Source organism: Terriglobus roseus (assembly GCF_900102185.1).
Lineage (GTDB): Bacteria > Acidobacteriota > Terriglobia > Terriglobales > Acidobacteriaceae > Terriglobus > Terriglobus roseus_A.
Map to the genome: position 1 here is coordinate 1039404 of NZ_LT629690.1, position 21800 is coordinate 1061203.

The 21800-nt window shown below is 58.9% G+C and carries 19 protein-coding genes; 5 read left to right on the plus strand and 14 right to left on the minus strand.

What is annotated here, in order from left to right; genetic code table 11:
- Positions 1 to 68: 68 nt before the first annotated feature.
- From BLT38_RS04400 to BLT38_RS04410, 3 genes are all read right to left on the minus strand, one after another.
- Positions 69 to 797: a class I SAM-dependent methyltransferase gene (locus BLT38_RS04400; protein ID WP_172838142.1), complete on the minus strand. Its 729-nt coding sequence runs from the start codon at positions 795 to 797 to the stop codon at positions 69 to 71.
- Positions 798 to 932: 135 nt separating this feature from the next.
- Positions 933 to 3737, minus strand: coding sequence for a DNA polymerase I (polA, locus tag BLT38_RS04405; RefSeq protein WP_083344099.1), 2805 nt, complete (start codon positions 3735 to 3737; stop codon positions 933 to 935).
- A 95-nt stretch (positions 3738 to 3832) separates the two neighbouring features.
- Complete coding sequence (locus BLT38_RS04410; RefSeq protein WP_083344100.1) at positions 3833 to 4168, minus strand: winged helix-turn-helix transcriptional regulator; 336 nt, start codon at positions 4166 to 4168, stop codon at positions 3833 to 3835.
- A gap of 93 nt (positions 4169 to 4261) precedes the next feature.
- Between BLT38_RS04410 and BLT38_RS04415 the strand changes: the two genes are divergently transcribed.
- Positions 4262 to 4693, plus strand: coding sequence for a DUF1772 domain-containing protein (locus BLT38_RS04415; RefSeq protein ID WP_083344101.1), 432 nt, complete (start codon positions 4262 to 4264; stop codon positions 4691 to 4693).
- Positions 4694 to 4758: 65 nt separating this feature from the next.
- Positions 4759 to 5742, plus strand: coding sequence for a DUF6607 family protein (locus tag BLT38_RS04420; RefSeq protein ID WP_083344102.1), 984 nt, complete (start codon positions 4759 to 4761; stop codon positions 5740 to 5742).
- Positions 5743 to 5815: 73 nt separating this feature from the next.
- On the opposite strand, the gene BLT38_RS04425 is transcribed toward BLT38_RS04420, so the two are convergent.
- The 4 genes from BLT38_RS04425 to queA all read right to left on the minus strand — a co-directional run bounded on the left by BLT38_RS04425 (position 5816) and on the right by queA (position 11426).
- Complete coding sequence (locus BLT38_RS04425; RefSeq protein ID WP_083344103.1) at positions 5816 to 7732, minus strand: LVIVD repeat-containing protein; 1917 nt, start codon at positions 7730 to 7732, stop codon at positions 5816 to 5818.
- Positions 7733 to 7735: 3 nt separating this feature from the next.
- On the minus strand, positions 7736 to 8416 hold the full coding sequence (locus BLT38_RS04430) for a DUF305 domain-containing protein (RefSeq protein WP_083344104.1): 681 nt from the start codon (positions 8414 to 8416) through the stop codon (positions 7736 to 7738).
- Between the two features lie 205 nt (positions 8417 to 8621).
- Entirely contained in the window at positions 8622 to 10271 is a 1650-nt protein-coding gene (locus BLT38_RS04435) for a S53 family peptidase (protein WP_083344105.1), read from the minus strand.
- A 63-nt stretch (positions 10272 to 10334) separates the two neighbouring features.
- Positions 10335 to 11426 carry a tRNA preQ1(34) S-adenosylmethionine ribosyltransferase-isomerase QueA gene (queA, locus tag BLT38_RS04440; RefSeq protein WP_083344106.1) on the minus strand — a complete coding sequence of 364 codons (1092 nt, stop codon included), beginning with the start codon at positions 11424 to 11426 and terminating at the stop codon, positions 10335 to 10337.
- A gap of 173 nt (positions 11427 to 11599) precedes the next feature.
- On the opposite strand from queA, the gene BLT38_RS04445 reads away from it, so the two are divergent.
- On the plus strand, positions 11600 to 12415 hold the full coding sequence (locus BLT38_RS04445) for a TIGR03435 family protein (RefSeq protein WP_172838143.1): 816 nt from the start codon (positions 11600 to 11602) through the stop codon (positions 12413 to 12415).
- 24 nt (positions 12416 to 12439) lie between these two features.
- On the opposite strand, the gene BLT38_RS04450 is transcribed toward BLT38_RS04445, so the two are convergent.
- Both BLT38_RS04450 and BLT38_RS04455 read right to left on the minus strand, forming a co-directional pair.
- Positions 12440 to 12880 carry a GNAT family N-acetyltransferase gene (locus tag BLT38_RS04450; protein WP_197674931.1) on the minus strand — a complete coding sequence of 147 codons (441 nt, stop codon included), beginning with the start codon at positions 12878 to 12880 and terminating at the stop codon, positions 12440 to 12442.
- A gap of 82 nt (positions 12881 to 12962) precedes the next feature.
- The gene (locus BLT38_RS04455) at positions 12963 to 13610 is read right to left on the minus strand and encodes a response regulator transcription factor (RefSeq protein ID WP_083344108.1); all 648 of its coding nucleotides are present in this window, start codon (positions 13608 to 13610) and stop codon (positions 12963 to 12965) included.
- Between the two features lie 197 nt (positions 13611 to 13807).
- Between BLT38_RS04455 and BLT38_RS04460 the strand changes: the two genes are divergently transcribed.
- Complete coding sequence (locus tag BLT38_RS04460; RefSeq protein ID WP_083344109.1) at positions 13808 to 15451, plus strand: FAD-dependent oxidoreductase; 1644 nt, start codon at positions 13808 to 13810, stop codon at positions 15449 to 15451.
- Positions 15452 to 15453: 2 nt separating this feature from the next.
- Positions 15454 to 16899 carry an ATP-binding protein gene (locus BLT38_RS04465; RefSeq protein WP_083344110.1) on the plus strand — a complete coding sequence of 482 codons (1446 nt, stop codon included), beginning with the start codon at positions 15454 to 15456 and terminating at the stop codon, positions 16897 to 16899.
- A gap of 66 nt (positions 16900 to 16965) precedes the next feature.
- Here the strand turns inward: BLT38_RS04465 and sdhB are convergent, their stop codons facing one another.
- From sdhB to BLT38_RS04490, 5 genes are all read right to left on the minus strand, one after another.
- Complete coding sequence (gene sdhB, locus BLT38_RS04470; protein ID WP_083344111.1) at positions 16966 to 17769, minus strand: succinate dehydrogenase iron-sulfur subunit; 804 nt, start codon at positions 17767 to 17769, stop codon at positions 16966 to 16968.
- A gap of 75 nt (positions 17770 to 17844) precedes the next feature.
- Positions 17845 to 18051: a hypothetical protein gene (locus tag BLT38_RS04475; RefSeq protein ID WP_083344112.1), complete on the minus strand. Its 207-nt coding sequence runs from the start codon at positions 18049 to 18051 to the stop codon at positions 17845 to 17847.
- Between the two features lie 16 nt (positions 18052 to 18067).
- Complete coding sequence (sdhA, locus tag BLT38_RS04480) at positions 18068 to 19846, minus strand: succinate dehydrogenase flavoprotein subunit (RefSeq protein ID WP_083344113.1); 1779 nt, start codon at positions 19844 to 19846, stop codon at positions 18068 to 18070.
- Positions 19847 to 19922: 76 nt separating this feature from the next.
- A complete protein-coding gene (locus tag BLT38_RS04485) occupies positions 19923 to 20774 on the minus strand; it encodes a succinate dehydrogenase (protein ID WP_083344114.1) in 852 nt (283 codons plus the stop codon).
- Positions 20775 to 20976: 202 nt separating this feature from the next.
- On the minus strand, positions 20977 to 21585 hold the full coding sequence (locus BLT38_RS04490) for a non-canonical purine NTP pyrophosphatase (protein ID WP_083344115.1): 609 nt from the start codon (positions 21583 to 21585) through the stop codon (positions 20977 to 20979).
- Between the last annotated feature and the right edge of the window lie 215 nt (positions 21586 to 21800).

Below are 21800 nucleotides of genomic sequence, written 5' to 3' on the forward strand. Positions count from 1 at the left end.
CCTAGTTGAGGGAATTGTTTCCAATCCACAACTAGGCGGGTTATGTGAGGGGATTGAATGAGGCGTGGTTAGGATCTTGCAAGGAGCGCTTCGTGATCCTCTATCATGCGACTGCGCATGTGGCGGCGAATCCATGGCATGAGCAGTGATGCGACGCGTGCTTTTGTGATGACGCGGAAAAGAAGAGGATGTATCTGCCGATCCGTGAACATGTGAATGCCTCCGCTGGAGTAGCAGCGAAGCCCGAGCTGCGCAGCCATGGCTTGAAGTGTGCGTCGTTGATAGAACGCGATGTGCTGGCCAGTGGGAAAGGCGTAGTACCACCAATTGCGTGCCGGTGGTTCGCCTTCAAAGATTTCGGTAGAGAAGATGAGGGTTTTCGCGCCAGCGCGTGCGAGTGCTTCACGCACAAGGGCCATTGGATCGGGGGCGTGTTCCATGACTTCGAATGCGGTTACAGCAGCAAATGGGCCAGGGGCTTGAGAAGCGTCAAAACCAATGGCGAGAAGATTCTGACAGTATCGGTCATACCAGAAGAAGTTGAATCCCACATCGCGCATCAAGCGCACGAACATACCGTACCCGCCGCCGAAATCGAGAAAGCTGGCGTCGCGCGGTTGTGTGAAATAGAGCAACGCAGAGACGATGCGATTGAACTGATTATTGCGAAACACCAGGCCCGTGTCCGCGTTTGCGATGGCGCTGGTGTACGCTTCGTCGAGCCAATGGGGCTCGTCCGTTTGGAGGAATCCGCATGCCTGACAGTACCAATATGTGACGGTGTGCCGACGGAGCATCAATTCAGAAAATTGGTTTCGGCACGCTTGACCACAGATCTTACAGTTCATCGATTACTCACGAGTAGAGTGTTTTGCAGTGGTGCGATTTCGTTGTGCCAAAGATACATCACTGTGCTGTGGATAGGATTTTGGTCACTTCGCGTCGCGCCAGTTGGGGCCTTGGCCTACTTCGGCGACTATGGGGATGGAGAGCTGGATTACGCTCTCCATTTCTTTTTTGACTAAGGCGGCGACTGCTTCTGCTTCTTCTTTTGGGGCGTCGAAGAGGAGTTCGTCGTGGACTTGCAGGGTCATGCGGGTTTTGTAGTTGCCTGCGGTGAGTGCCTTGTCGATGTGGAGCATGGCTACCTTGATCATGTCGGCGGCGGTGCCTTGCAGCGGGGTGTTGACGGCGGTGCGTTCGGCGAAGCCTCGCATGTTGGGGTTGCGTGACTGAATGTCAGGGATTGGTCGCGTGCGGCCGAAGAGTGTGGTGACTTTGCCGGTGTTGCGCGTTTGTTCGAGCAGTTCTGTGATGAAGGTTTGCACGCCCTTGTAGCGGTCGAAGTAGGTTTCGATGTAAGTGCGGGCTTCTTTCTGATCGATGCCTAACTGCGCTGCCAATCCAAACGGACTGATGCCGTAGACGATGCCGAAGTTGACGGCCTTGGCGCGGTTGCGGGTTTCCTTGCTCATGGTGGCGGGGTCGACGCCGAAGACTTCCGATGCGGTGAGCGTGTGGATGTCGATGTTGGTGCGGTAGGCGTTGAGCAGGAGCGGGTCCTGCGAGAAGTGGGCCATGAGGCGGAGTTCGATCTGGCTGTAGTCGGCGGACAGGATGACGTTGCCGGGCTGTGCGGTGAAGGCTGCGCGAATTTCTCTGCCTAACTCAGTTCTTACTGGAATGTTTTGTAAGTTGGGGTTAGTGGAACTTAGTCGGCCTGTGGCGGTGCCTACCTGGTTGAAGGTGGTGTGGACGCGCGAGTCGGTGTCGACTAATAAGGGAAGTTGTTCGGTGTAGTTACTGCGTAACTTGGCTAACTGACGGTACTCGAGGACGAGGCGCGGGGCTTCGTGTTGTTCGGAGAGCTCTTCGAGGACGTCCTGCGCGGTGGAGACGACTTTGCCTTTGCCGTACTTGAGCGGCTTGGGGAGGTTCATCTCGTTGAAGAGGACTTCTCCTAATTGTTTCGGAGAGTTGATGTTGAAGGTGCGGCCTGCGAGGGTGTGGATGCGGGCGGCGAGGTCGTCCATGGCGACGGCGAGTCGGGTGTTCTGCGCGCGGAGGAGATCGGTGTCAATGCGGCAGCCGGCTTGTTCCATGTGCAGGAGCACGGGGACTAGCGGGAGGTCGATGTCTTCGTAGGTCTTGTTGAGTTCGGCTTCTTCGACTTGTGGGCGCAGTGTGGTGGCGAGTTGGAAGACGGCGCTGGCGGCTTCGGGCAGGATGTGGGGCGGTGGGGTTTGTTTCTTTTCTACCTGCGTGAGGGCGCGGTCGTTGAAACGTGCGGCGACGTCGCTGAGCTTGTGGCTGCCGTGCGTGGGGTTGATGAGGTAGCTGTAGAGCATGACGTCGTCGCGGACGTTTTTGATTTCGATCTTGGCGCGTTCGCAGGTGCGCAGGACGGCTTTGAGGTCGTGGACTGCTTTGGGGATTTTGTTGTTCTTTAGGGCTTCGCGGATGGGGGCTGCTATGTCGGTGTTTAGGTCTAGCAGGATGGCTTTGTTTGCTGTTGTGGCGAGGCCTACTGGCAGTGGTTCGGTTTGTGGTGGCGCGAAGGGTTTGGTTTCGACAGGGGTGGTCATCGCGGCGAAGAGGTCCATGTTGGTGGCGATGGGATCTTCGGCGGGGGATTCGGTGTCGAGTTCGGTTTCGGCGCCTGACTCTTCGGCGATGGCTTGCGCGTCTTCGGGGAAGAAGATGGCGAGGGTGTCGCTGGCGGCGAGGAGTTCGGTGATGTCTTGCGCGGTGGGGTTGAGGATGTAGTCGATCTTTTGCGCTTCGGGGGCGGGGAGGTCCTTGAGCAGCGTGGTGAATTCGAGTTCGGTGTAGAGCGCGCGGAGGTCGGCGAGGTTGGGCTCGGTGGCGGTGCTCATGGCTTCGAGCGAGTAGTCGACCGGCAGGTTGCAGTGGATGGTGACGAGCTCCTTGGAGAGCATGACGGTGTCACGGTTGTTCTGCAGGGATTCGCGCTGGCGTTTGCCCTTGATGCTGTCGGGGGTGTCGCGGGCGGCGTCGAGGGCGGCTTCTACGGAGCCGAATTGCTGGATGAGTTCGACGGAGCCCTTGTCGCCGATGCCGGGTGCGCCGGGGATGTTGTCGATGCTGTCGCCGCGGAGGGCCATGACGTCGATCACGCGCTGCGGTGGGACGCCGAGGACTTCTTCGACTTTGGCGGGGTCGAGGATGAGGTTGTCTTTCGTGGGGTTGAGGATGTGCACGCTGTCGGTGACGAGCTGCATCATGTCCTTGTCGGACGAGACGATGTAGACGGGGTGGCCCTGTTCGCTGAGGCGCTGCGAGAGTGTGCCGATGACGTCGTCGGCTTCGAAGCCTTCGTGCGCGAGGATGGGGATGCCGAAAGCCTCGAGCGCGCGGCGGATGTAGGGCTGCTGCTGCGTGAGGTCGGGCGGGGTTTCGGTGCGGGTGGCCTTGTAGCCGCCGTAGTCGACTTCGTCGAACTGCTGGGTCTTGATGTTGAACTTTTTGATGGTCTTCATCTGCGCCGCGGCTTCGTTGCGGTGGACGGGCGCGCCGCCCTCGTAGATGGCTGCGAGGTAGTGCGGATGGAAGTCCTGGCGCAGCTTGTTGATCATGTTGATGAAGACATAGGTGGCCGCGGTGGGGACGCCGGTGCGCGTGGACATGGGCCGCGACCGCTGCATGGCGTGGTACGCGCGGAAGATGAAGGCCATGGTGTCGAGCAGGTAGACGGGCGGCTTGGTTTCGTTCGGCATCGTCTACAAGTATCGCGCTTTGAGGCTGGTTGCGCTTGCGGGGCGTTCTGCTGCTCAATCGAGTTGTGTGCAAAGGGAAGAACGGGCGGGAAGAATCAGGTAGCGAGGTCTCGCTTCAAATGTTCTCTGCCCCATGTACACAGGGCGTCCAATACCGGGACCAGGGTCAGTCCGTATGGCGTGATCGAGTAATGGACTTTCAGGGGCAAGCCCTGTTCCTGATGACGTTCGAGAATTCCGGCTCCGGTCATCTCGCGCAGATGACGGAGAAGCATGCGTTCTGTGATTTCGGGGATGCTTTTGCGCAGTTCGTTTGTTCTCATGGGGCCGTCCAGCAGCCGCCAGAGTATGGTGCCTTTCCATCGCCCGTCGATCACGCTTAGCGTCACGTCGATGGGGCATGGAGAGATTTCTTTCTTTGAGACGCCCATTGATTGCTCCAACTGACGAATTTGTCAGTGCTGCTTTCTGCATCAGTACTCCATTGCAAAGCGTCTTTTGGGAAGAGTCAATGGGAGGCCTTCATGCACTTGTTCAACGTGGCGACCCTCTTCGTCGTTCTTACCCTGGTCGGCGTCGAGTTTTCTGTGTCTGCATTCACGAACCCTGCGGCGTCGCAGCTCGAACCTGAATCGCAATTGAAGCTGCTAAGCCGCTCTGCTCTGGTGTTGGGAAAGGTGATGCCCGTCTGGTACATGGCCTCTACCGTGTTGCTGGGGATTGAGACGTGGCTTTATTGGCACACGCCGGGCCGCGCAATCCTGCTTGCTGCGGATACGATCTGGATTCTTACTTCGGTGGCATCGATCGTGTTTCTGGTTCCGCTTGCTCGTCGCGTGGCGGAAGGTGATGCCGATTGGCAGCGGTTGAACCGGGTCTGGGATGGGAGACATCGGGTGCGCATTGCTGCCGTGGCCGCTGCGGCTGTTCTGCTTGCCTACGTCGTCGTGCGGTGAGTGGGAAAAAGGCGGATATAAATATGGGACTTAATTGATCCTAAATCGTGTAGTCTGTCTGCACTATGAACGCTCTGGTGAAGTTGGTCTCGTTGGGTTTGGTGTCGTCAGTGGCTTGCGCGCAGATGGGGCAGCTTGAGGCGGGGAAGAAGGCGATTCATGCGCGCACGGGCTGTTTCCTGGTGGACTACAGCTTTGTGGAGACAGAGACGCTGAAGCCGGGGTATGTCCGCGATAACCGTGTGTATGACGTGAACAAGGACAAGAGCGTGAAGGAGTGGATCATTGCCACGGAGATCTCACCGACGCGCGTGAAGCTGCAGCATGTGCTGCAGGGAGTGACGCTGAAGGGCGAACACATGCCCGGCGGCATCATTCGGCATACGGGTGAAGATTGGTCGTTCAATGCGTCGAGCCGGTTTGAGTATCAGGGGCCGAATGCGAAGGGCGAGGACACGTGGAAGACGATCCAGCTTGAGCCGAACCAATGGCTGCGTCGTGTGACGAGTCTGGATGATGGTTTGCGTTATCAGTGCTCGGCGGCGTGGACGACAGACACGGAGTATGCGAGCTGGAAGTGCGATGACATGGCGCCGATTCCGGGACGTGAGTATCGCGATATGAAGCGGAAGGATTATCAGGATCTGGAGCGTTCGTCGAAGCTGGTGGTGTATGACACGAACTGGCTGGAGCGCGAGGCGAACACGAAGATTGTGGATGCCGATGGCGTGAAGACTCCGCTGGTGAAGGAGCTTGGCAAGACCTGGTATGTGCGGCTGCCGGATGCGGAGTGCAAGGATGCGCAGGAGTTTGCGAGTCCTCGGCGTGTGGCTTTCTGGGACATTACGCGTGAGGCGTGGGATGAGGAGCTTGCGGGTGTGAACGCGTGGTCTGATGCGAAGACGGCGAAGGGTAAGGATTCGCGCTATGGCCGGATTGCGGATATGGAGGAGACGTGGATTCGCAAGGACCTTTCGCAGCCTGCGGTTCGTGCGGAGGCTAAGGACGCTGTGAAGAAGGTGATTGAGGAGACTCAGGCAGGGAAGTAAGTTTTGCTTGAGAGATTGGTAAATAGCGAAGGGGCGCGGCTGATTGGCCGCGCCCCTTTTGCTGTTGGTGCGTTTACTGAGCGAGGATTTCTGCCAGCGCGGTCATGCGGGAAGCATCGATGGGCGATGCCTTGGCCGAGTCCTTCTTGAAGGTGGCTGCGTAGGTCTTCAGCACCTTGGTGTTCTTCTTGTCCATTGCTGCATCGAGCGCGGTGGCCTTGTCCTGTGTGAGCACGTTGTCGCGCACAAGCTGGTCCACGTATGCCTTAGCAGTGATGAAGGTCTTGGGATAGACGGTCTTCGATGCCAACTGAGCGTTGTACAGGTTCAGGTGGATCTGTTCGGCTGCGGCGATTTCGTTGGCCGTGACGAACTTGGTTGGAGTGAGCTTGTACACGTCGAGACCACGGGCGATTTCTGCGCCGTAGACGTAGCCGTTGAACCAGTAGGACGACCATGTGCCGCCGTCGATGAACTTCTCGCCGTCAAGCGGTCCGCGATCGAAGTAAGCAATTTCAAACGGGTGCGTTGCGTCGGTGAAGTCCATGATGGAAATGCCACCCTGGTACCAGCTCTTCACTTCGATATCGCGGCCCGGGATGGGAACCAGATTGCCGTTGTGAGCGGTGCAGTTCTCCAGCTCAGTCTGCGGTGCGGGCATCTTGTAGTAGCTGCCGAGGGTGAGTTCCGCGCCCTTACGCGTGAAGATGGAGTCGGCGCCCCAGGTCATGGGATCGGTTGCGCGGCAACGCGGCTGCGAACCGCCGCCCCACTCGTCGTCAAAGATCAGCTTGGAGCCGTCGTTGTTCCAGAGAGCGGAGTGCCAGAAGGAGAAGTTGGGATCGGAGATGGCGGCGATGCGCTTGGGGTGTGCCGGATCCTTGATGTCCATGAGGATGCCGACGCGGGTGCATGCGCCAGCAGCGAGACCGATTTCAGGGAAGGCGGTGATGTCGTGGCAGCCGCTGACGGGCTGTGCCGCTGCGCCTTCGCCGTGAAGGTTGCCCACTGCGAGGCCATTCATTGCGCCGGTGTTGGGGTCAGAGAAGATGCGCGGGCTGGCGACAACCTTTGCCGTGTCAGGATGTGCGAGCGGCACCTGGATGACGACGATGGTGTAAAGCGCAGTGTTGGGATCTTCAATGCCGCCAGAGGAGCAGCCGGGCAGTTCTTCCGACGAACGGATGGGAGCGTAGCCAGCGACGTAGATGTAAACGTTGTCCTTGTCGTTGGGGTCGGTTACGAGGGTGTTGGTGTGCGAACCACGGCAGGTCTGCACGCCGGGAAGCTGCTTGGGGTTGGCGATGTCGCTGATGTCGAAGATGCGAACGCCACGGAAGCGATCCTTGCTGGGTGGCTCAGGAGCGCGGGGCGAACGACCGCCACCCGGAGCGCCTGCAGGACGCGCGGGCGGTGCCGGAGGAACGTAGCCAGCGGGTAGAGGAATGCCCTGCGTGCCGCAATCAACGCGGGCGCTGGTGGATTCGACGGAGATGAAGAGCAGATTGCCGTAGACGGTTGGATCGCCCTGCGGACCGGGGCACATCACGGAGGTCTTCAGCGTGGTCTTGGTGGGATCAGCAATGTCGTAGATGTTGAAGCCGTTGTAATTGCCGACGACGACGTAGTGATCCTTGAACGCGAGATCAGAGTTGGTGGAGCCGAGCTGCAAAGCGCGTACACGAGGCTTGCCGTCCGGGCCCAGGGGCGCGGGCGCTGCGGGTACCGGTGCGGGAGCCTTCTCCTGCGGTGTGGTGCCTGCAGCAAAGCCCGGAGGCTTGGGCAGGTTGAGCACCAGCTCCATACCCTGAGCGGCGACGCCTGCGTCTGTAACGCCACCCTTGAGGCCGACGCGGGGATCATTGGGAAGCTGCGGGTTGTTATAGACGGTGGGCTTTGCCGGCATGGCTACCTGCGCAGAGACCGCTGCGGTACCTGCTAGAAAGGCCAGTGCCAGTGCGGCGGTGTTCCACATCGTGCGTCGAGTCATCGCTTATTTTTTCTCCTTGGCCAACATGCTTTGCATCGTTTCGATTTCGGCGCGCTGCGTGACATCCACGTCTGCGGTGAAATCAAATAATTGCGGTTCCTGACCGCCGTCCTTCGTTTCAAACAACTCCTTCACCATGTTGAGAGCGCCGGTGTGGTGCTGGATCATGCCGGTGAGGAAAAGGTGGTCAAACTGTGCGCCCTTGGCGTTGCGCAGTGCCTGCATCTGGCGTGGTGTAAGCATGCCGGGCATTACGGCTGTGTCCATGTCTTGCTTGCCGTGGTCCATGTGCGACATGTCCATGCCGGGCATATCCATATCCATGTCCATGTGATTTTCCTGGACAGGCTTGCCGTAGAAGGAGAGCCAGCGCTTCATGAAAGCGATTTCGTCGCCCTGCGAGATGCTGATGCGCTTGCCCATCTCAAGCATCTGCGGGTTGGTGGTGCGGCCGTTCATCAGGCCGACCATCTCCACTGCCTGACTGTGATGGATGACCATGCCCTGCATAAAACCGAAGTCAGCGGATGTGGGTTCGTGCACTGCTGTTCCCACGGGATTGGTGATGACCTTATTGGGCTGGCCGGGAGCGCCCGGCTGCACCAGAGGCACCTGTTGTGCTGCGGCCATGCCCACACATGTGGACAGAACGAAGGCGCAGGCACACGAACGTCGAAAAGCCATGAAGACTACTCCCTACGCGTTCGCCTGCGGGTGTGCGAGGGCAAACGCGTGTATTGCGCTGACAACGCCACGAAGGGCGAGGGCAGACGAATGTATCCGGTGAAAGGAATTGTAAGAGGTGACGAGGGAGTGTGCGCGATTGTTTCAGCGCGATAAAAGAAAATGGCCGGGAGTGGCTTAGCCTCTCCCGGTCCGCGTAGAACTTTTATGCCTTTGCTCGGCTGGTTTTCTTTTTGGCTGATGATTTGGTTGCGAGCAGGGTGATGATGGATGCGGCTTTGGGAGAGCCGAGGCCTGTGCATGGGTCCCAGCCTTTGGCGGCTTTGAACGCTCCGTTGTTGCCGCTGGTGATGTCGCGGAAGGCCTTCTGCCCCGTGGTGCTGTAGAGCTTTGCCTGCGGGAGTCCTGCTGCGTTTTTGTTCGTTGCGTTGCTGAGTGCGATGAGACCGGCCCACAGCGGAGCTACGGCGCTGGTGCCGCCGATGACCATGTTCTGGCCGTCGACGCGAACCTGATAGCCGGTGGTGGGGTCGGCGTCGCCTGCGACGTCTGGAACGCCCCGGCCAGATTTGGTTGCGGCGATGCTCTTCTGCCAGGTGGGTTGCGGGAACGCGGTGCTGATGCCGCCGCCGGTTGCGCCTTCTTTGTTGGCGGTTTCGTTCCAGACGACTTCGCTGGTGATGGCTCCGTTGGAGGCGACGAGTTTGGTGCCGCCGCAGGCGAGCACGTTGGGGCTGCTGGCGGGGAAGTCAACGTGCTTCTTGCCGTCGCCTACGCCATCGTCTGATCCGTCGTCACCTGCTGCGGCGGTGACGGTAATGCCGAGCGCTGCGGCGTCTTTGCAGGCGTTGTCCAACGCGGTGAGCGCCTGAGATGTCCAGGAAGATTCCGGGCCTCCCCAACTGATGGAGATGATGGTGGGTTTGTTTGTGGTGTCGTGCGCGGCGGTGGCGATGGCGTCGACGAATCCCTGATCGGTGTTGGGTGCGAAGTAGACTGCGATGTTTGCGCCGGGTGCGACGGCTGCTGCGACTTCAATGTCGAGCATGACTTCGCCGTCTGCTCCGTTGGCGTTGCTGGGTGCGTTCTTGCCACCATCGACCAAGACGGCTTTGACACTGGGGGCGGCGATGCCGAGGGATTTGAAGTAGGCGGTGATGTCGGCCTGGCGAAATCCGCCGCCGAGTTCAATCAGGGCGATGGTTTGGCCTGTGGCTTTGGCGCTGGTAGGGAAGCCGTAGAGCTGCGCGAGTTGTGGTGGTGTGAATGAGGTGCTGGCGGCGGCGCGCGCCTTGCCGACTCGGTAGTGTGGTTTGGCCTGGGGGCGGTTATCCAGACCGAGTACGGCTTGCACGTGAGGCAGGACGGAGTCTGGAAGATAGATGGCGCCTTGCCGGATTCGCAAAGTCTTAGCGCCGACGGTGTGTTCCTGCAGCGTGACGCCGAAGGCATCCTGCATGTCTTTTACTGTGCCGGTGAGGTGAACGGTGCTGCGTGCGGGTTCGGCTTTGGATACGAGGTTGAATGCCTTTGCGAATTTCTGCACCGCTTTTACCGACGCTGGCGCGGCGGCGTGCGATGACTTGAACTGAGCGCGCGTGAGGTGTTTGCCTGCGACTGCGGCCTGCGTGACGGGCTTGGTTCGAGGCACTACGACTGACACAGTGATCTTCTTGCGACTGGATGCGGGCTTGGCCTTTGCAACAGCGGTCGCTCGCAACGGTTTTATGCCTGCCGCAGTTGTTGCGGGAGTGTCAGCTAAGGCTGCCTTTTCGCTACCGGGCAGTGGGCTGCGGGGTTCGTTGCGAAGATCGGCGAGTGCTGAAGGTGTCGTCCTGGCGGCACGTGTGGACATGGCGAGTAGCCTCCTGTGATGCGTGGCATCCATCAGGCGCAGAATATGCGTCCGGTTAGGAGACTAGCTTAGAAACATACAGTCGCCGTAAGAAAAGAAGCGATATTTCCCGCCTACCGCGTGTGCATATGCACGAAGGATCTTTTCACGGCCTGTGATGGTTTGGTCTTCAGTTTCAGCCAGCGCACTTACGAGCATGAGTAAGGTCGATTTTGGTAAATGGAAGTTCGTCAGCAGAGCATTGACTAACTGGAAGCGATGGCCGGGTTGCAGGAAGATGCTGGTGGTTCCGCTGTGTGGCTCAATGCGATTGATGGCGGCGATATGTTCGAGTGTGCGCGTGGTGGTGGTGCCTACGGCGATGATGCGTCGGCCTTCGGATTTGGCTTTGTTGATGGCGTCTGCTGTTGCTGCGGGTAGTGTGTAAGGCTCTTCGTGCAAGCGGATGTCTGCGAGGTCTTCTACGCGCACGGGCTGGAAGGTGCCGAGGCCTACGTGCAGGGTGATGTGTTCGATCTGCACGCCTCTTGCTTTGATCTGTTCGAGAATCTCGGGTGTGAAGTGCAGGCCTGCTGTTGGGGCTGCTGCGGAGCCGTGCGTGTTGGCGCCGGCGTAGACCGTTTGATAGCGGGTGCGATCTTCCTCTTCGTCTTCTTCGCTGCGATGGATGTAGGGCGGCAGCGGCATGTGGCCCAACTGCTCTAATGCGCCGAAGAAGTCTTGCGTGGGGGCGTACTGGAGTGTGCGTTCGCCGAAGTCGCCGGATTCGATGACTTCAGCTTCGAGTACGTTGTCGCCGAAGATGAGGTGCTCGCCGGTGGGGACTTTGCGACCGGGCTTGACGAGAGCTCGCCAGCGGTCGTTGCCGAGCGGTTGTGTGAGCAGGACTTCGACCTGACCGGTGGGCGCTGGGCTGTTGTGTTGCGTGCGGAGACCGGCGCGCCGAGCGAAGAGGCGCGCGGGGATGACTCGGCTGTTGTTGAGGATGAGCAGGTCGCCTTCGTTGAGCTGTGAAGGGAAGTCGCGGAAGTGGGCGTCGGTGTAGTTGCCGGTGTTGCGGTCGATGAGGAGCATGCGGCTGTTGCCGCGTTCTGCGGGAGGATGCTGCGCGATCAGTTCTGGGGGAAGATGGAAATCGAAGTCGGAGACGCGCACGTTCTTTATTGAAACAGCGGGGCAGTACGTCAGCAAGGTACTTCGTACGGTTCTCGATGCCTTCGGCGTGGTTGGCCTGAGAGATAGCTGCGTCCGGCGGAATGGATGCGTACGTAGTAAGTGGGGAACGATTGTCTTGCCCGTTCGTATTGTCTGGGCAGGTGGGAGAGTTTATGCGAAGAGTTGTTCTGGCAGGGGCTTTGCTGACGGTGGTTGGGTTGGGTTCCGTTGTCGCTGAGGCCCAGGTTGCGAAATCGCCGAGTTTTGAAGTGACGGTGGTTAAGCCCGCGAAGCCTGATGCAGATGGTGAGGATTGGGATTCGAACGAGGGCACTACGGTTATTCAAAACTATCCAGTCATCAAGCTGATCCGCAATGCCTATGGATTGAGTACTGTGTCGCAGGTGGTGGATGCTCCTGACTGGTTGAAGGATCAGCGCTTTGATGTGACCGCGAAGGTGGATGCGGAAGAGTTTCATCGCTTGAACACGCTGAGTGCGGACGAACGCGATAAGGAATTCAGCGACTTGTTGAAGAGCATGCTGGTAGAGCGCTTTGGCCTGAAGGTGCGGCCGGGCACACGGAAGATGCCGATGTATGCCCTTGAGCGCGTCTCTGCGACGACGCTGGGTTCGAAGCTTCAGCCTGTTCCTGTGGGCAAGGATGGCCGTGCGATCGGCGGACACCATTCCAATCGCAACGGAGGCCATTGGGAGGCGCAGGGAGTTTCGATGGAGGAGATTGCCCGCTTGCTCTCAGGTCGTTACGAGATGGGTGGTCGGCCCGTTGTCGATCGCACCGGTACAGCGGGGGCGTATCGCTTCACGATGGACTATGCGCCGGACAACGGAACGGGCGTGGCGCCGGACGCGACGCTGCCGGGCCTGTCGGATGCGGTGCGACAGGAGCTTGGGCTGAAGTTGGTGAAGACGGATGGCGACGTGCCTGTGGTGATTGTGGAGTCCGTGAAAAAGCCGGAACTGGATTAGGGTTCCGGCAGTTATTCATTCCTTCTAAGTGAGCAGTTTGCGGTATTGGATGAAGCCGCTTCGCTGGGCGACCTTCTCATAGAGCTTGATGGCTTCCGCGTTGGTTTCATGGGTGAGCCAATAGACCCGTGAAGCGCCCTCTTGGGACGCTCTTTCGTACACAGCTTCGATAAGTGCGCTGCCCACTCCCTGTCTTCTGCTGGATGGAGATGTGAAGAGATCTTGCAGGTAACAGTAAGGGCCTGTTGTTGCGCTGGAAAGATGGAAAAGGAAGTGAACGATTCCAATCAACTTGCCATCAGAAAACGCGCCCAGGGCGTACAAGGGAGCATTCGCGTCGTGGAATCGCGTCCAGGTCAATTCAGTTGTGTCTGCTTTGACTTCCATGTTGTAGAAGTCTTGATACGCAGCCCACAGCACCTGCCACTCTGCGCGGTCGGCTACTTGTAACAGTCTGATTTGCACTTAGCCTCACTTGGGAAAAAGTGAGTATAGCTGAAGCGAAGTTCGATCCGACCGAAGGCAGGTTTCCTGTAGTGGTGTGTTTTTACACGGAGAGAGCGCTGGTGGGAGTGACTGCTTTCGCGGCTGCTTCCGCCAGTGGGCGGTGATGCAATGTGAATAGTGCCAATTCGAGGCGATCACTGGCTCCGGTCTTGTCGTAGATGGAACGGAGATAGTTTTTGACGACCTGCTCCTTGGTTCCAATCTCTTCGGCAATTTGACGGTTCTTCCAGCCCTGCACAATGAAACCGACGATCTGCAGTTCGCGTGTGGTGAGGGCATCGCGAATGCGGCGTCCTGCACTGTCGTCTGCCTCAGCGACTGGTGCTTTGACAGCGCGTTCTCCGTTGAAGACGCGACGCACGCAGTGGAGGAGATCGTCTGTGGAGACGTGGCGTGAGAGCAGGCCGTCCATTTTGCGAACGATGATGGCTTCCGGCTCGTTGCCGTTGTCATGCAAAAGGATGATGCGGACACCGTTGGCGGAAGCGGCTGCGAAGGTCCTGTCGATGTCAGCGTCGAGTGAAGCTGCGAGGAGCAGGATGGCGTTTCGAGCAGGAGCAATGAGGGAAAGGAGTTCGTCCGGGGCGCCACATTGGCCCAGAACAATCATGTCGCTCTGTGAAGAGAGAACACGTGCCATTCCTGAACGGAAAATGGCCTGGTTATCGGCAAGCAGAATTCGAATCATGGCGTAATCGCAGAGTCTCGAAAAAATGGAACAGCTGGGGGAATCTTTTCGTGCTTAAACAGCTAAAAACTGTGTTGCCATGAGTATGCACCACGTTGTGCCGTTCCACGCGAAATAATTGCATCAGGGTACAGTACTGGAGAATCTAAAGCACGGTAGGCGGAGAAGACCCCGCTGGCCGTGGAACAGGAAGGCACATGGCACGACCGATTTTGTTCGCGGTAGATGACGACGTTAGCGTTTTGGAAGCCGTCGTCGGCGATTTGCGCCGCAAGTATGCGCAGGAATATCGCATTGTGCGCGCCGCCTCAGGGCAGGCTGCGCTGGATACATGCGATCAGTTGAAGACTCGCGGGGATGCCGTAGCGCTGTTCCTAAGTGATCAGCGTATGCCGGGCATGACAGGCGTGGATTTTCTAAGTCAGGCGATGGGGCTTTATCCCGACGCAAAGCGTGTTCTGCTAACTGCTTATGCTGATACGGAAGCTGCTATTCGTGCCATCAACACAGCTCGAATTCATTACTACCTGAATAAGCCGTGGGACCCGCCAGAAGATAAGTTATACCCGGTGCTGGATGACCTACTGTTTAGCTGGCACCAGGGTTATAAGCCGCCCTATGAAGGGTTGCAGGTGGTGGGTACGCGTTGGGGATCGAAAGACCATGCCGTACGTGACTTTCTTTCACGTAATCATGTTTCTTTTCGTTGGCTGAATCCTGATACCCAGCCAGAGGCGCTTGAGCTGCTGAAATCGCGCGGCCTGGATGATGCGAAATTGCCTGTTGTGGTGTTCTCCGACGGCACTTCCGCGGTGCAGCCGACTCAGATGGAGTTGGCAGGAAAGATTGGCCTGCGCGTGCAGGCGGAGAAAGAGCACTACGACCTGGTTGTGGTTGGCGCCGGGCCTGCTGGTTTGGCCGGTGCGGTGTATGGCGCTTCAGAAGGTTTGCGCACGTTGGTGGTAGAGCCGGATGCAGTGGGCGGACAGGCTGGATCGAGTTCGCGCATTGAGAACTACCTGGGCTTTCCGGATGGCGTGAGCGGCGATGAGCTGGCGCGTCGTGGATTTGTGCAGGCGCAGCGGTTGGGTGCGGAGTTTCTGACGCAGCGTGTGACCAAGATTCGCGTGGAAGACCAATATCGCTTTGTAACGATGGGCGATGGTCGGGATGTGAGCTGCTCCGCGGTGCTGCTGGCTACCGGTGTGAGCTGGTGCAAGCTGGACGTGCCCGGTGGCGATGAGTTGGTGGGCGCTGGCGTGTACTACGGTGCGGCACAGAGTGAAGCGCAGTCATGCAAGGACGAAGAGGTCTTTGTGGTGGGCGGCGCGAACTCCGCTGGGCAGGCTGCGATGAACTTTGCCCGTTACGCACGCAAGGTGACGATGCTGGTGCGCGGCAAGGGATTGGCGCAGAGCATGTCGCAGTACCTGATAGACCAGATTGCGGGGACTCCGAACATTACGGTCGAGACGGGAACAGAGATCACGCGCTTCTGTGGCACGGACCATTTGCAGGGCATTGAATTGCGCACGCCCAATGGCACGGATAATCGCGCGGCGACTTCTGTGTTCATCTTCATTGGCGCTGCACCGAAGACGGAGTGGTTGCCGACGGAAGTGGCACGTGACGATCGTGGTTTTGTATTGGCTGGGCCTGACCTGAAGCGTGTGGGGGTAGATCGCATGGGGGATCGCAATCCTTATCTGCTGGAGACGAGTGTCCCCGGCATATTTGTGGCGGGTGATGTGCGGCATGGTTCGGTAAAGCGTGCAGCCTCAGCGGTTGGCGAAGGCTCCATTGCAATTCAGTTTGTGCATCAGTATCTGGCGGGGTTCTAACTATGGCAACGACAACGGATTGTCTTGCAAACAGTGTCGAGTGGCAACGCGAAGCTCTCAGTGAGTTGAAGCGCGTGAAGCCGTTTGGTGACGATGTACCGGACGAAGAGTTGGCCTGCCTGGTGGCGGTGGCGCAGGACATGTATGTCGCTGCGGGCACAAAGATCGTCGACCAGGCAGACGACCTGCACTACTTCACGATCTTTACTGAGGGCAAGGCCCACGTCTCTCGCAAGGATGAGCAGGGTAATTACTTCTTCAGCAAGATCATGGAAGCGCCCTCGTTCATGGGTGAAGTGCCACTGCTGACCGGCATGCATTCCAACGTCACCGTCATTGCACAGACAGACATTCGTGGACTGCGTTTGGACGAGGAATCGTTCTGGGCCGGTATGTCGCACTGCCCGCACCTGCGCTCTGTGATTCTGGGTGAGCTGCGTATGCGGCTGATGGGCATGCAGACACAGCAGACTCAGCAAGCAAAGTTGGCCATGCTGGGCACCATGACTGCCGGACTGATGCATGAGTTGAATAACCCCGGCGCTGCGGCTCGTCGTGCGGCTTCTCAACTCCGCGATAACCTGCGCCACATGCATGAGATTGCGCGCTCGTTCTCAGAGCATGGACACACAGAAGAACAGCGTGCCTGCCTTACCGCGTTGCAGGAGCGTGCGCTGGCAGTGAAGAAGGACGTTTGCCTTAGCTCGCTGGAGCAGTCGGACGCGGAAGAAGAGATGGGCGAATGGCTGGAGTCGCACAACATTGCGAAGGCCTGGGACATTGCGCCTGTGATGGTGGCCAGCGGCATCAGTACGCAGGACCTGGATTGCCTTGCGGATGTTTTCCAGAGCAGCGAGCTTACCGCTCCGCTGGAATGGCTTGAGGCGAGTGCTTCGTCGATGCAGATGGTTACGCTGGTTGAGGAATCAGTGGCTCGGGTTACGGAGCTGGCGCAGTCTGTGAAGAGCTATGCGCATGAAGGGCAGACCGGTGAGCAGGATGTGGATGTGAACGAAAGCATCCATGCCACGGCTGTGATGATGAAGCACAAGCTACGCGAGAAGAACATCAGTATCCACAAGGAATTTGGTTCGAAGATGCCGAAGGTGCACTGCGTGTGCAGCGGTCTGAACCAGGTGTGGACCAATCTGCTGGATAACGCGATTGATGCTGTGCCGCAGGTGGGTGGGTTGATTACGATCAAGACCGCTCGTGTTGGTGATGAGATTCAGGTCACGATTGGCGATAACGGTTCCGGTATCTCCGCGGAAGATCGTGATCGCATCTTCGATCCGTTCTTTACGACGAAAGCAGCGGGTGTGGGAACGGGACTTGGGCTTGGGATTGTGCGTCGCGTGCTGGAAGGCTATGGCGGCCGCCTGACGCTGGAATCGGAGCCGGGCAAGACGGAGTTCACCGTACATCTTCCGGCTGAAGAGCAGAAGTAGAGTTTCGGTAAGACATAAGAAAAGGGCCTGCATAATGCAGGCCCTTTCTCGTTGCTGATGGAAGTGTTAGCGGGTGAAGAAGTCCTTGACCTGCTGGATGGCTACGTCGCGGCCCATGTCGCTGATGGCTTCGGTGAGCGGTAGCTGCTTGGGGCAGGCTTGTACGCAGTTCTGGGCGTAGCCACATTCCTGCACACCGCCGTCGCCTGCCAGGGCGCGGAGGCGGTCTTCCTTGAGCACTGCGCCGGATGGGTCGAGGTTGAAGAGACGGGCCTGTGCGATGGTGGCTGCGCCGACGAAGTTTGTTGAGTCGTTGAACTGCGGGCAGACTTCCATGCAGATGGTGCAGGAGATGCAGTTGGAGAGCGGGTAACGCTCTTCCTGAATCTGCGGGAACTGCTTGGGGCCAGCGCCGAGGTCGTAGGTGCCGTCGATGGGAACCCATGCCTTGACGGCCTTCAGGTTCTCAAAGAGAACGCTGCGGTCCACGGCGAGGTCGCGCACGACGGGGAACTTGCTGAGCGGCGCGAGGGTGATTTCGCCCTTGCCGTTCTCATGCAGCAGCGCGTCCACCAGAGCGGAGCAGGCCATGCGCGCTTTGCCGTTGATGAGCATGGCGCAGGAACCGCAGATCTCTTCGAGGCAGTTGGAGTCGTAGGCGATGGCGGTGGTGGTGGCGCCCGTCGCATTGATGGGATTCGCCGCGATGTCGACCAGCACGCTGGTGATGTTCAGGCCCGAGCGATAGGGAAGCGTGAACTCTTCCGTGTGGGCTGGTGCATCCGGCGACGCCTGCCGCTTGATGGACACCTTGAAGGTCGAGCCCGTGTAGGGCTTTGGCTTTTCGACATGTGCTGACTTCTTTGCCATGTTTCCTCTCGCTCCCGGACCTTGTGGCTCGGTGTCGTGCTTGTGTTGCTCAACCCTGGTTGCCCCGGGTTGTTGTTACTCGGACCCTTGGTCCGTTTCATCCTTGTTCGCCCGATATTCCCGGGCTTCGACATTGCCATCCGATGTGGTGACCGGATGCAATCCCTTGTCACGTATTGCCTGTCGCCTGCCGTCGATCCACTCGCCGAGGAAGAGAAAACCTCCGTAAGCGACGGCTGCGATGATTGCTGCTACTACCGCGAAGATGAAGTAACGGTTCATCTCCAGTTGGATGCCTCTAGGAACTGGTGTAGACGCGTGGGCGTGGTTTGATCCACTGCGTGTCGACTTCTTCGTAGGTGATGACCGGTGCGTCTGACTTTGCGTCGTATGCGGCCATGGTGGACTTCAGGAACTGTTCGTCGTTGCGGTCCGGGAAGTCCGGCTTGTAGTGTGCGCCGCGGCTTTCGTCGCGCTTCTCTGCGCCCTGTACGATGACGCGTGCGAGTTGCAGCATGTTGTAGAGCTGACGGGAGAAGGCGAACGATGTGTTGGCCCACTGGCTCTTGTCCGTCAGATTGATGTTGCGGTAGCGCTCGAGCAGTTCCACGATCTTGGCGTCCGCTTCCTTCAGGCCCGCGTTGTAACGGACGATGGTGGCGTGACGCGTCATGGTGTCGCCGAGTTCGCGCCACAGCTTGAAGGGATTTTCCGTGCCCTGGTTCTGCAGAAGGATGTTGTTGTACTCCATCTGACGAACCTTTTCGGCTGCGTGGCCGCCGTCGCCGGTCTGCGCGGGCAGGTTCTTCGCGTAGGTCATGGCCTGCGGGCCGGCAACGAAGCCACCGTAGATGCAGGAAAGCAGCGAGTTCGCACCGAGGCGGTTTGCGCCGTGGATGGAGTAGTCTGCTTCACCTGCGGCGAAGATGCCGGGGATGTTGGTCTGCTGGTTGAAGTCGACCCAGAGGCCGCCCATGGTGTAGTGGACGCCGGGGAAGATCTTCATGGGAACTTCGTGCGGGTCTTCGCCGACGAACTTCTCGTAGATTTCGAGGATGCCTTCGATCTTCTTTTCGAGCGTGGCGCGGTCGATGTGCGAGACGTCGAGGTAGACCATCGGCTGGCCGTCGATGCCCAGGTCCTGCTCGTAGACAATCTTGTGAATCTCGCGGGTGGCGATGTCACGCGGGACCAGGTTGCCGTATTTCGGATACTTCTCTTCGAGGAAGTAGTAGCGATCGGCCTCGGGGATGGTCTTGGCAGGGCGTGGGTCGCCCTTCTTGCGCGGTACCCAGACGCGGCCACCTTCGCCGCGTGCTGATTCCGACATGAGGCGCAGCTTATCTTCACCGGGGATGGCGGTGGGGTGCACCTGGATGAACTCGCCGTTGGAGTAATACGCGCCCTGCTGATACAGCGCGGACTGCGCGGAGCCGGTGCAGACGACGGAGTTGGTGGACTTGCCGAAGATGGCTCCGTTGCCGCCGGTGCAGATGATGATGGCGTCGGCGGGGAAGGTGCGGACTTCCATGGTGCGCAGGTCCATGGCGCAGATGCCGCGGCATACGCCGGTGCTGTCGATGACTGCGGAGAGGAATTCCCAGCCTTCGTACTTGGTGACCTTGCCTTCGGACTCGTAGCGGCGCACCTGTTCGTCCAGCGCGTAGAGAAGCTGCTGGCCGGTGGTGGCTCCGGCGAATGCGGTGCGGTGATAGAGAGTGCCGCCGAAGCGACGGAAGTCGAGCAGACCCTCAGGCGTGCGATTGAACGGGACACCCATGCGGTCGAGCAGGTCGATGATGGCGGGACCCTGCGCCGTCATGTTCTTTACGGGCGTCTGGTTGGCGAGGAAGTCGCCGCCGTAGACGGTGTCGTCAAAGTGCTTGTCGACGTTGTCGCCTTCGCCCTTGAGGTTCTTGGCAGCGTTGATGCCGCCCTGCGCGCAGACGGAGTGCGAGCGCTTGACCGGGACGATGGAGAAGAGGTCGACCTTGCCGCCGGCTTCGGCGATCTTCATGACCGCGGAGAGTCCGGCTAGACCGCCGCCTACGACGATGATGCGTGGTGTTGTTGCCATTCGCGCATTCCCTCAGGGGCGAAAGCCCCGTCGTTCTTAGTACTCATCGGCTCGACAGATGTCGGGCCATATCTAATTACTGCTGTGGCTGCGGCGCGTACTGCTGCGGCACCGCGCTCTGCGGGATTGGCTGACCGTTGCTGTCGTACTGCTGCACGGTCGGAACCTGATACGTGGGCACTACTGCTGGTGCTGAGTCGTCTGCCGGGGCGGGGATCACTTCCACTGCCGGAACCATAGGCGCTGACACGATGGCAGCGATGCTCCACAGACCGAGACCGCAGAGGATGACTCCGAATGCGGTGGTGGCATAGCCGAGCTTGCGGCGTGCGTCGTCGCCGGGGGTGATGCCCCACTTGGCGCAGAAGAGCCAGATGCCGTACGAGAAGTGGAAGCAGGTGGCGACCATGCCGATGACGTAAACCGCAACCATCCACGGGTTGGAAAGTTCGTACTGCACCTTCCAGTACGCGAGGCCCGGATGTTCCGGCAGGCTGACGCCGGAGAAGCGCTGGAACCAAAGATGCTGAATGATGTAGAGCAGGGCAATGATGCCCGAGACGCGCTGCATCACGTACATCCAGTTGCCGGCCAACGGATAGACGTTCACGTTGGAGCGTCCGCGGACGGCGATGAAAACGCCGTAGCCCGCGTGGAAGAGCAACGGAATAAAGATGAAGGCCCACTCCAGCACGCGCACGAGCGGCAGGCTGTTAAGGAAGAGAACCTGTTTGGCGTAGGCGACGGGGCCGTGCACGATCTCAAGGTTCGAGATGATGTGCTCGATCAGGAACGCGCCAATGGGGACGATGCCGGTGAGCGAGTGGAGTTTGCGCAGCAGGAACGAGTGTCCCTGGCCGGCGCGCAGCGGCTTCACGCCCTTGCGGTGTGCGTTATCGGGTGGTGCTACCCCTGCGACTGAGCCCATGTTCTTGCGCTACCTGCTTCCGTACAGATATTGCTTCCGCGCATGAGGAAACGGCCTCACTGCGGAAGAAAGGCACGCACAGTATCCGGCGTATGGAAAACACCCGTCAATGATGTGGTCGAAGCGGTGTTCGGTTATCGAATGAATCGGGCGGTAACCGAAATGAGACTTATTTGGTCGCTATTCATGCGGATACGAGAGATCAGCAGGCTCGCCACTGTCGTAAGAGAGAGCGGAGGGCGCGTCCGCGATGGCTTACGCGGAGGCGATCTTCGTCGCTGGCTTCTGCCATGGTGCCGTTGAGTTCCGGTGCGCAGAAGTAAGGATCGTAGCCGAAGCCGCGTTCACCTTGTGGTGCGGTGAGGATCTGGCCTTCGAGTTTGCCGAAGGCTACGGTTTCTACTTTGCCGTCGGTTGCGAGAGCGAGAGCGCAACGGTAGCGGCCGGTGCGGTTGGTCGCGTCTTTCAGGTTGTGCAGTAGCGCGGCGTTGTTGTCTGCGTCGATGCTGTTGCCTGTGGAGGGGAAGTTGAGGTCGGCTGCGTACCGTGCGGAGCGGACGCCGGGGAGGCCGTTGAGTGCATCGACTTCGAGACCAGAGTCGTCTGCGATGACCCAGTGACCGGGCGCGAACTTTGAGTAGTACGCAGCCTTGATGCGGGCGTTGCCTTCGAAGGTGGGTTCGTCTTCCGGTGGCGCGGGGATGTCTGCGAGGCCGGGTAGAGGTTGAATGTCGAAGCCTGGTGTGTCGGTTGCGGCGGTGCGGAAGTCGCGAAGCTTGCCTGCGTTGGATGTGGCTACATACAGAATCATGAGTTGTGCTGCCGTCCGGTTAGGAAACTTACTTGATCTTCTCATGTGGGTTTTCGCTGGCTTGCGCAAAAGAAATTTCAAGAAAATGAGACACCGATAACTTAACGGGACGTTATCGATAACCCTTGTGTTTATTGAATGAAATCAAGCTGCTGCGATGTTGCGCAATCGGGAGAGATGCTTCAGGTTGGTGTTGAAGGCAACGTGGTTTGGCG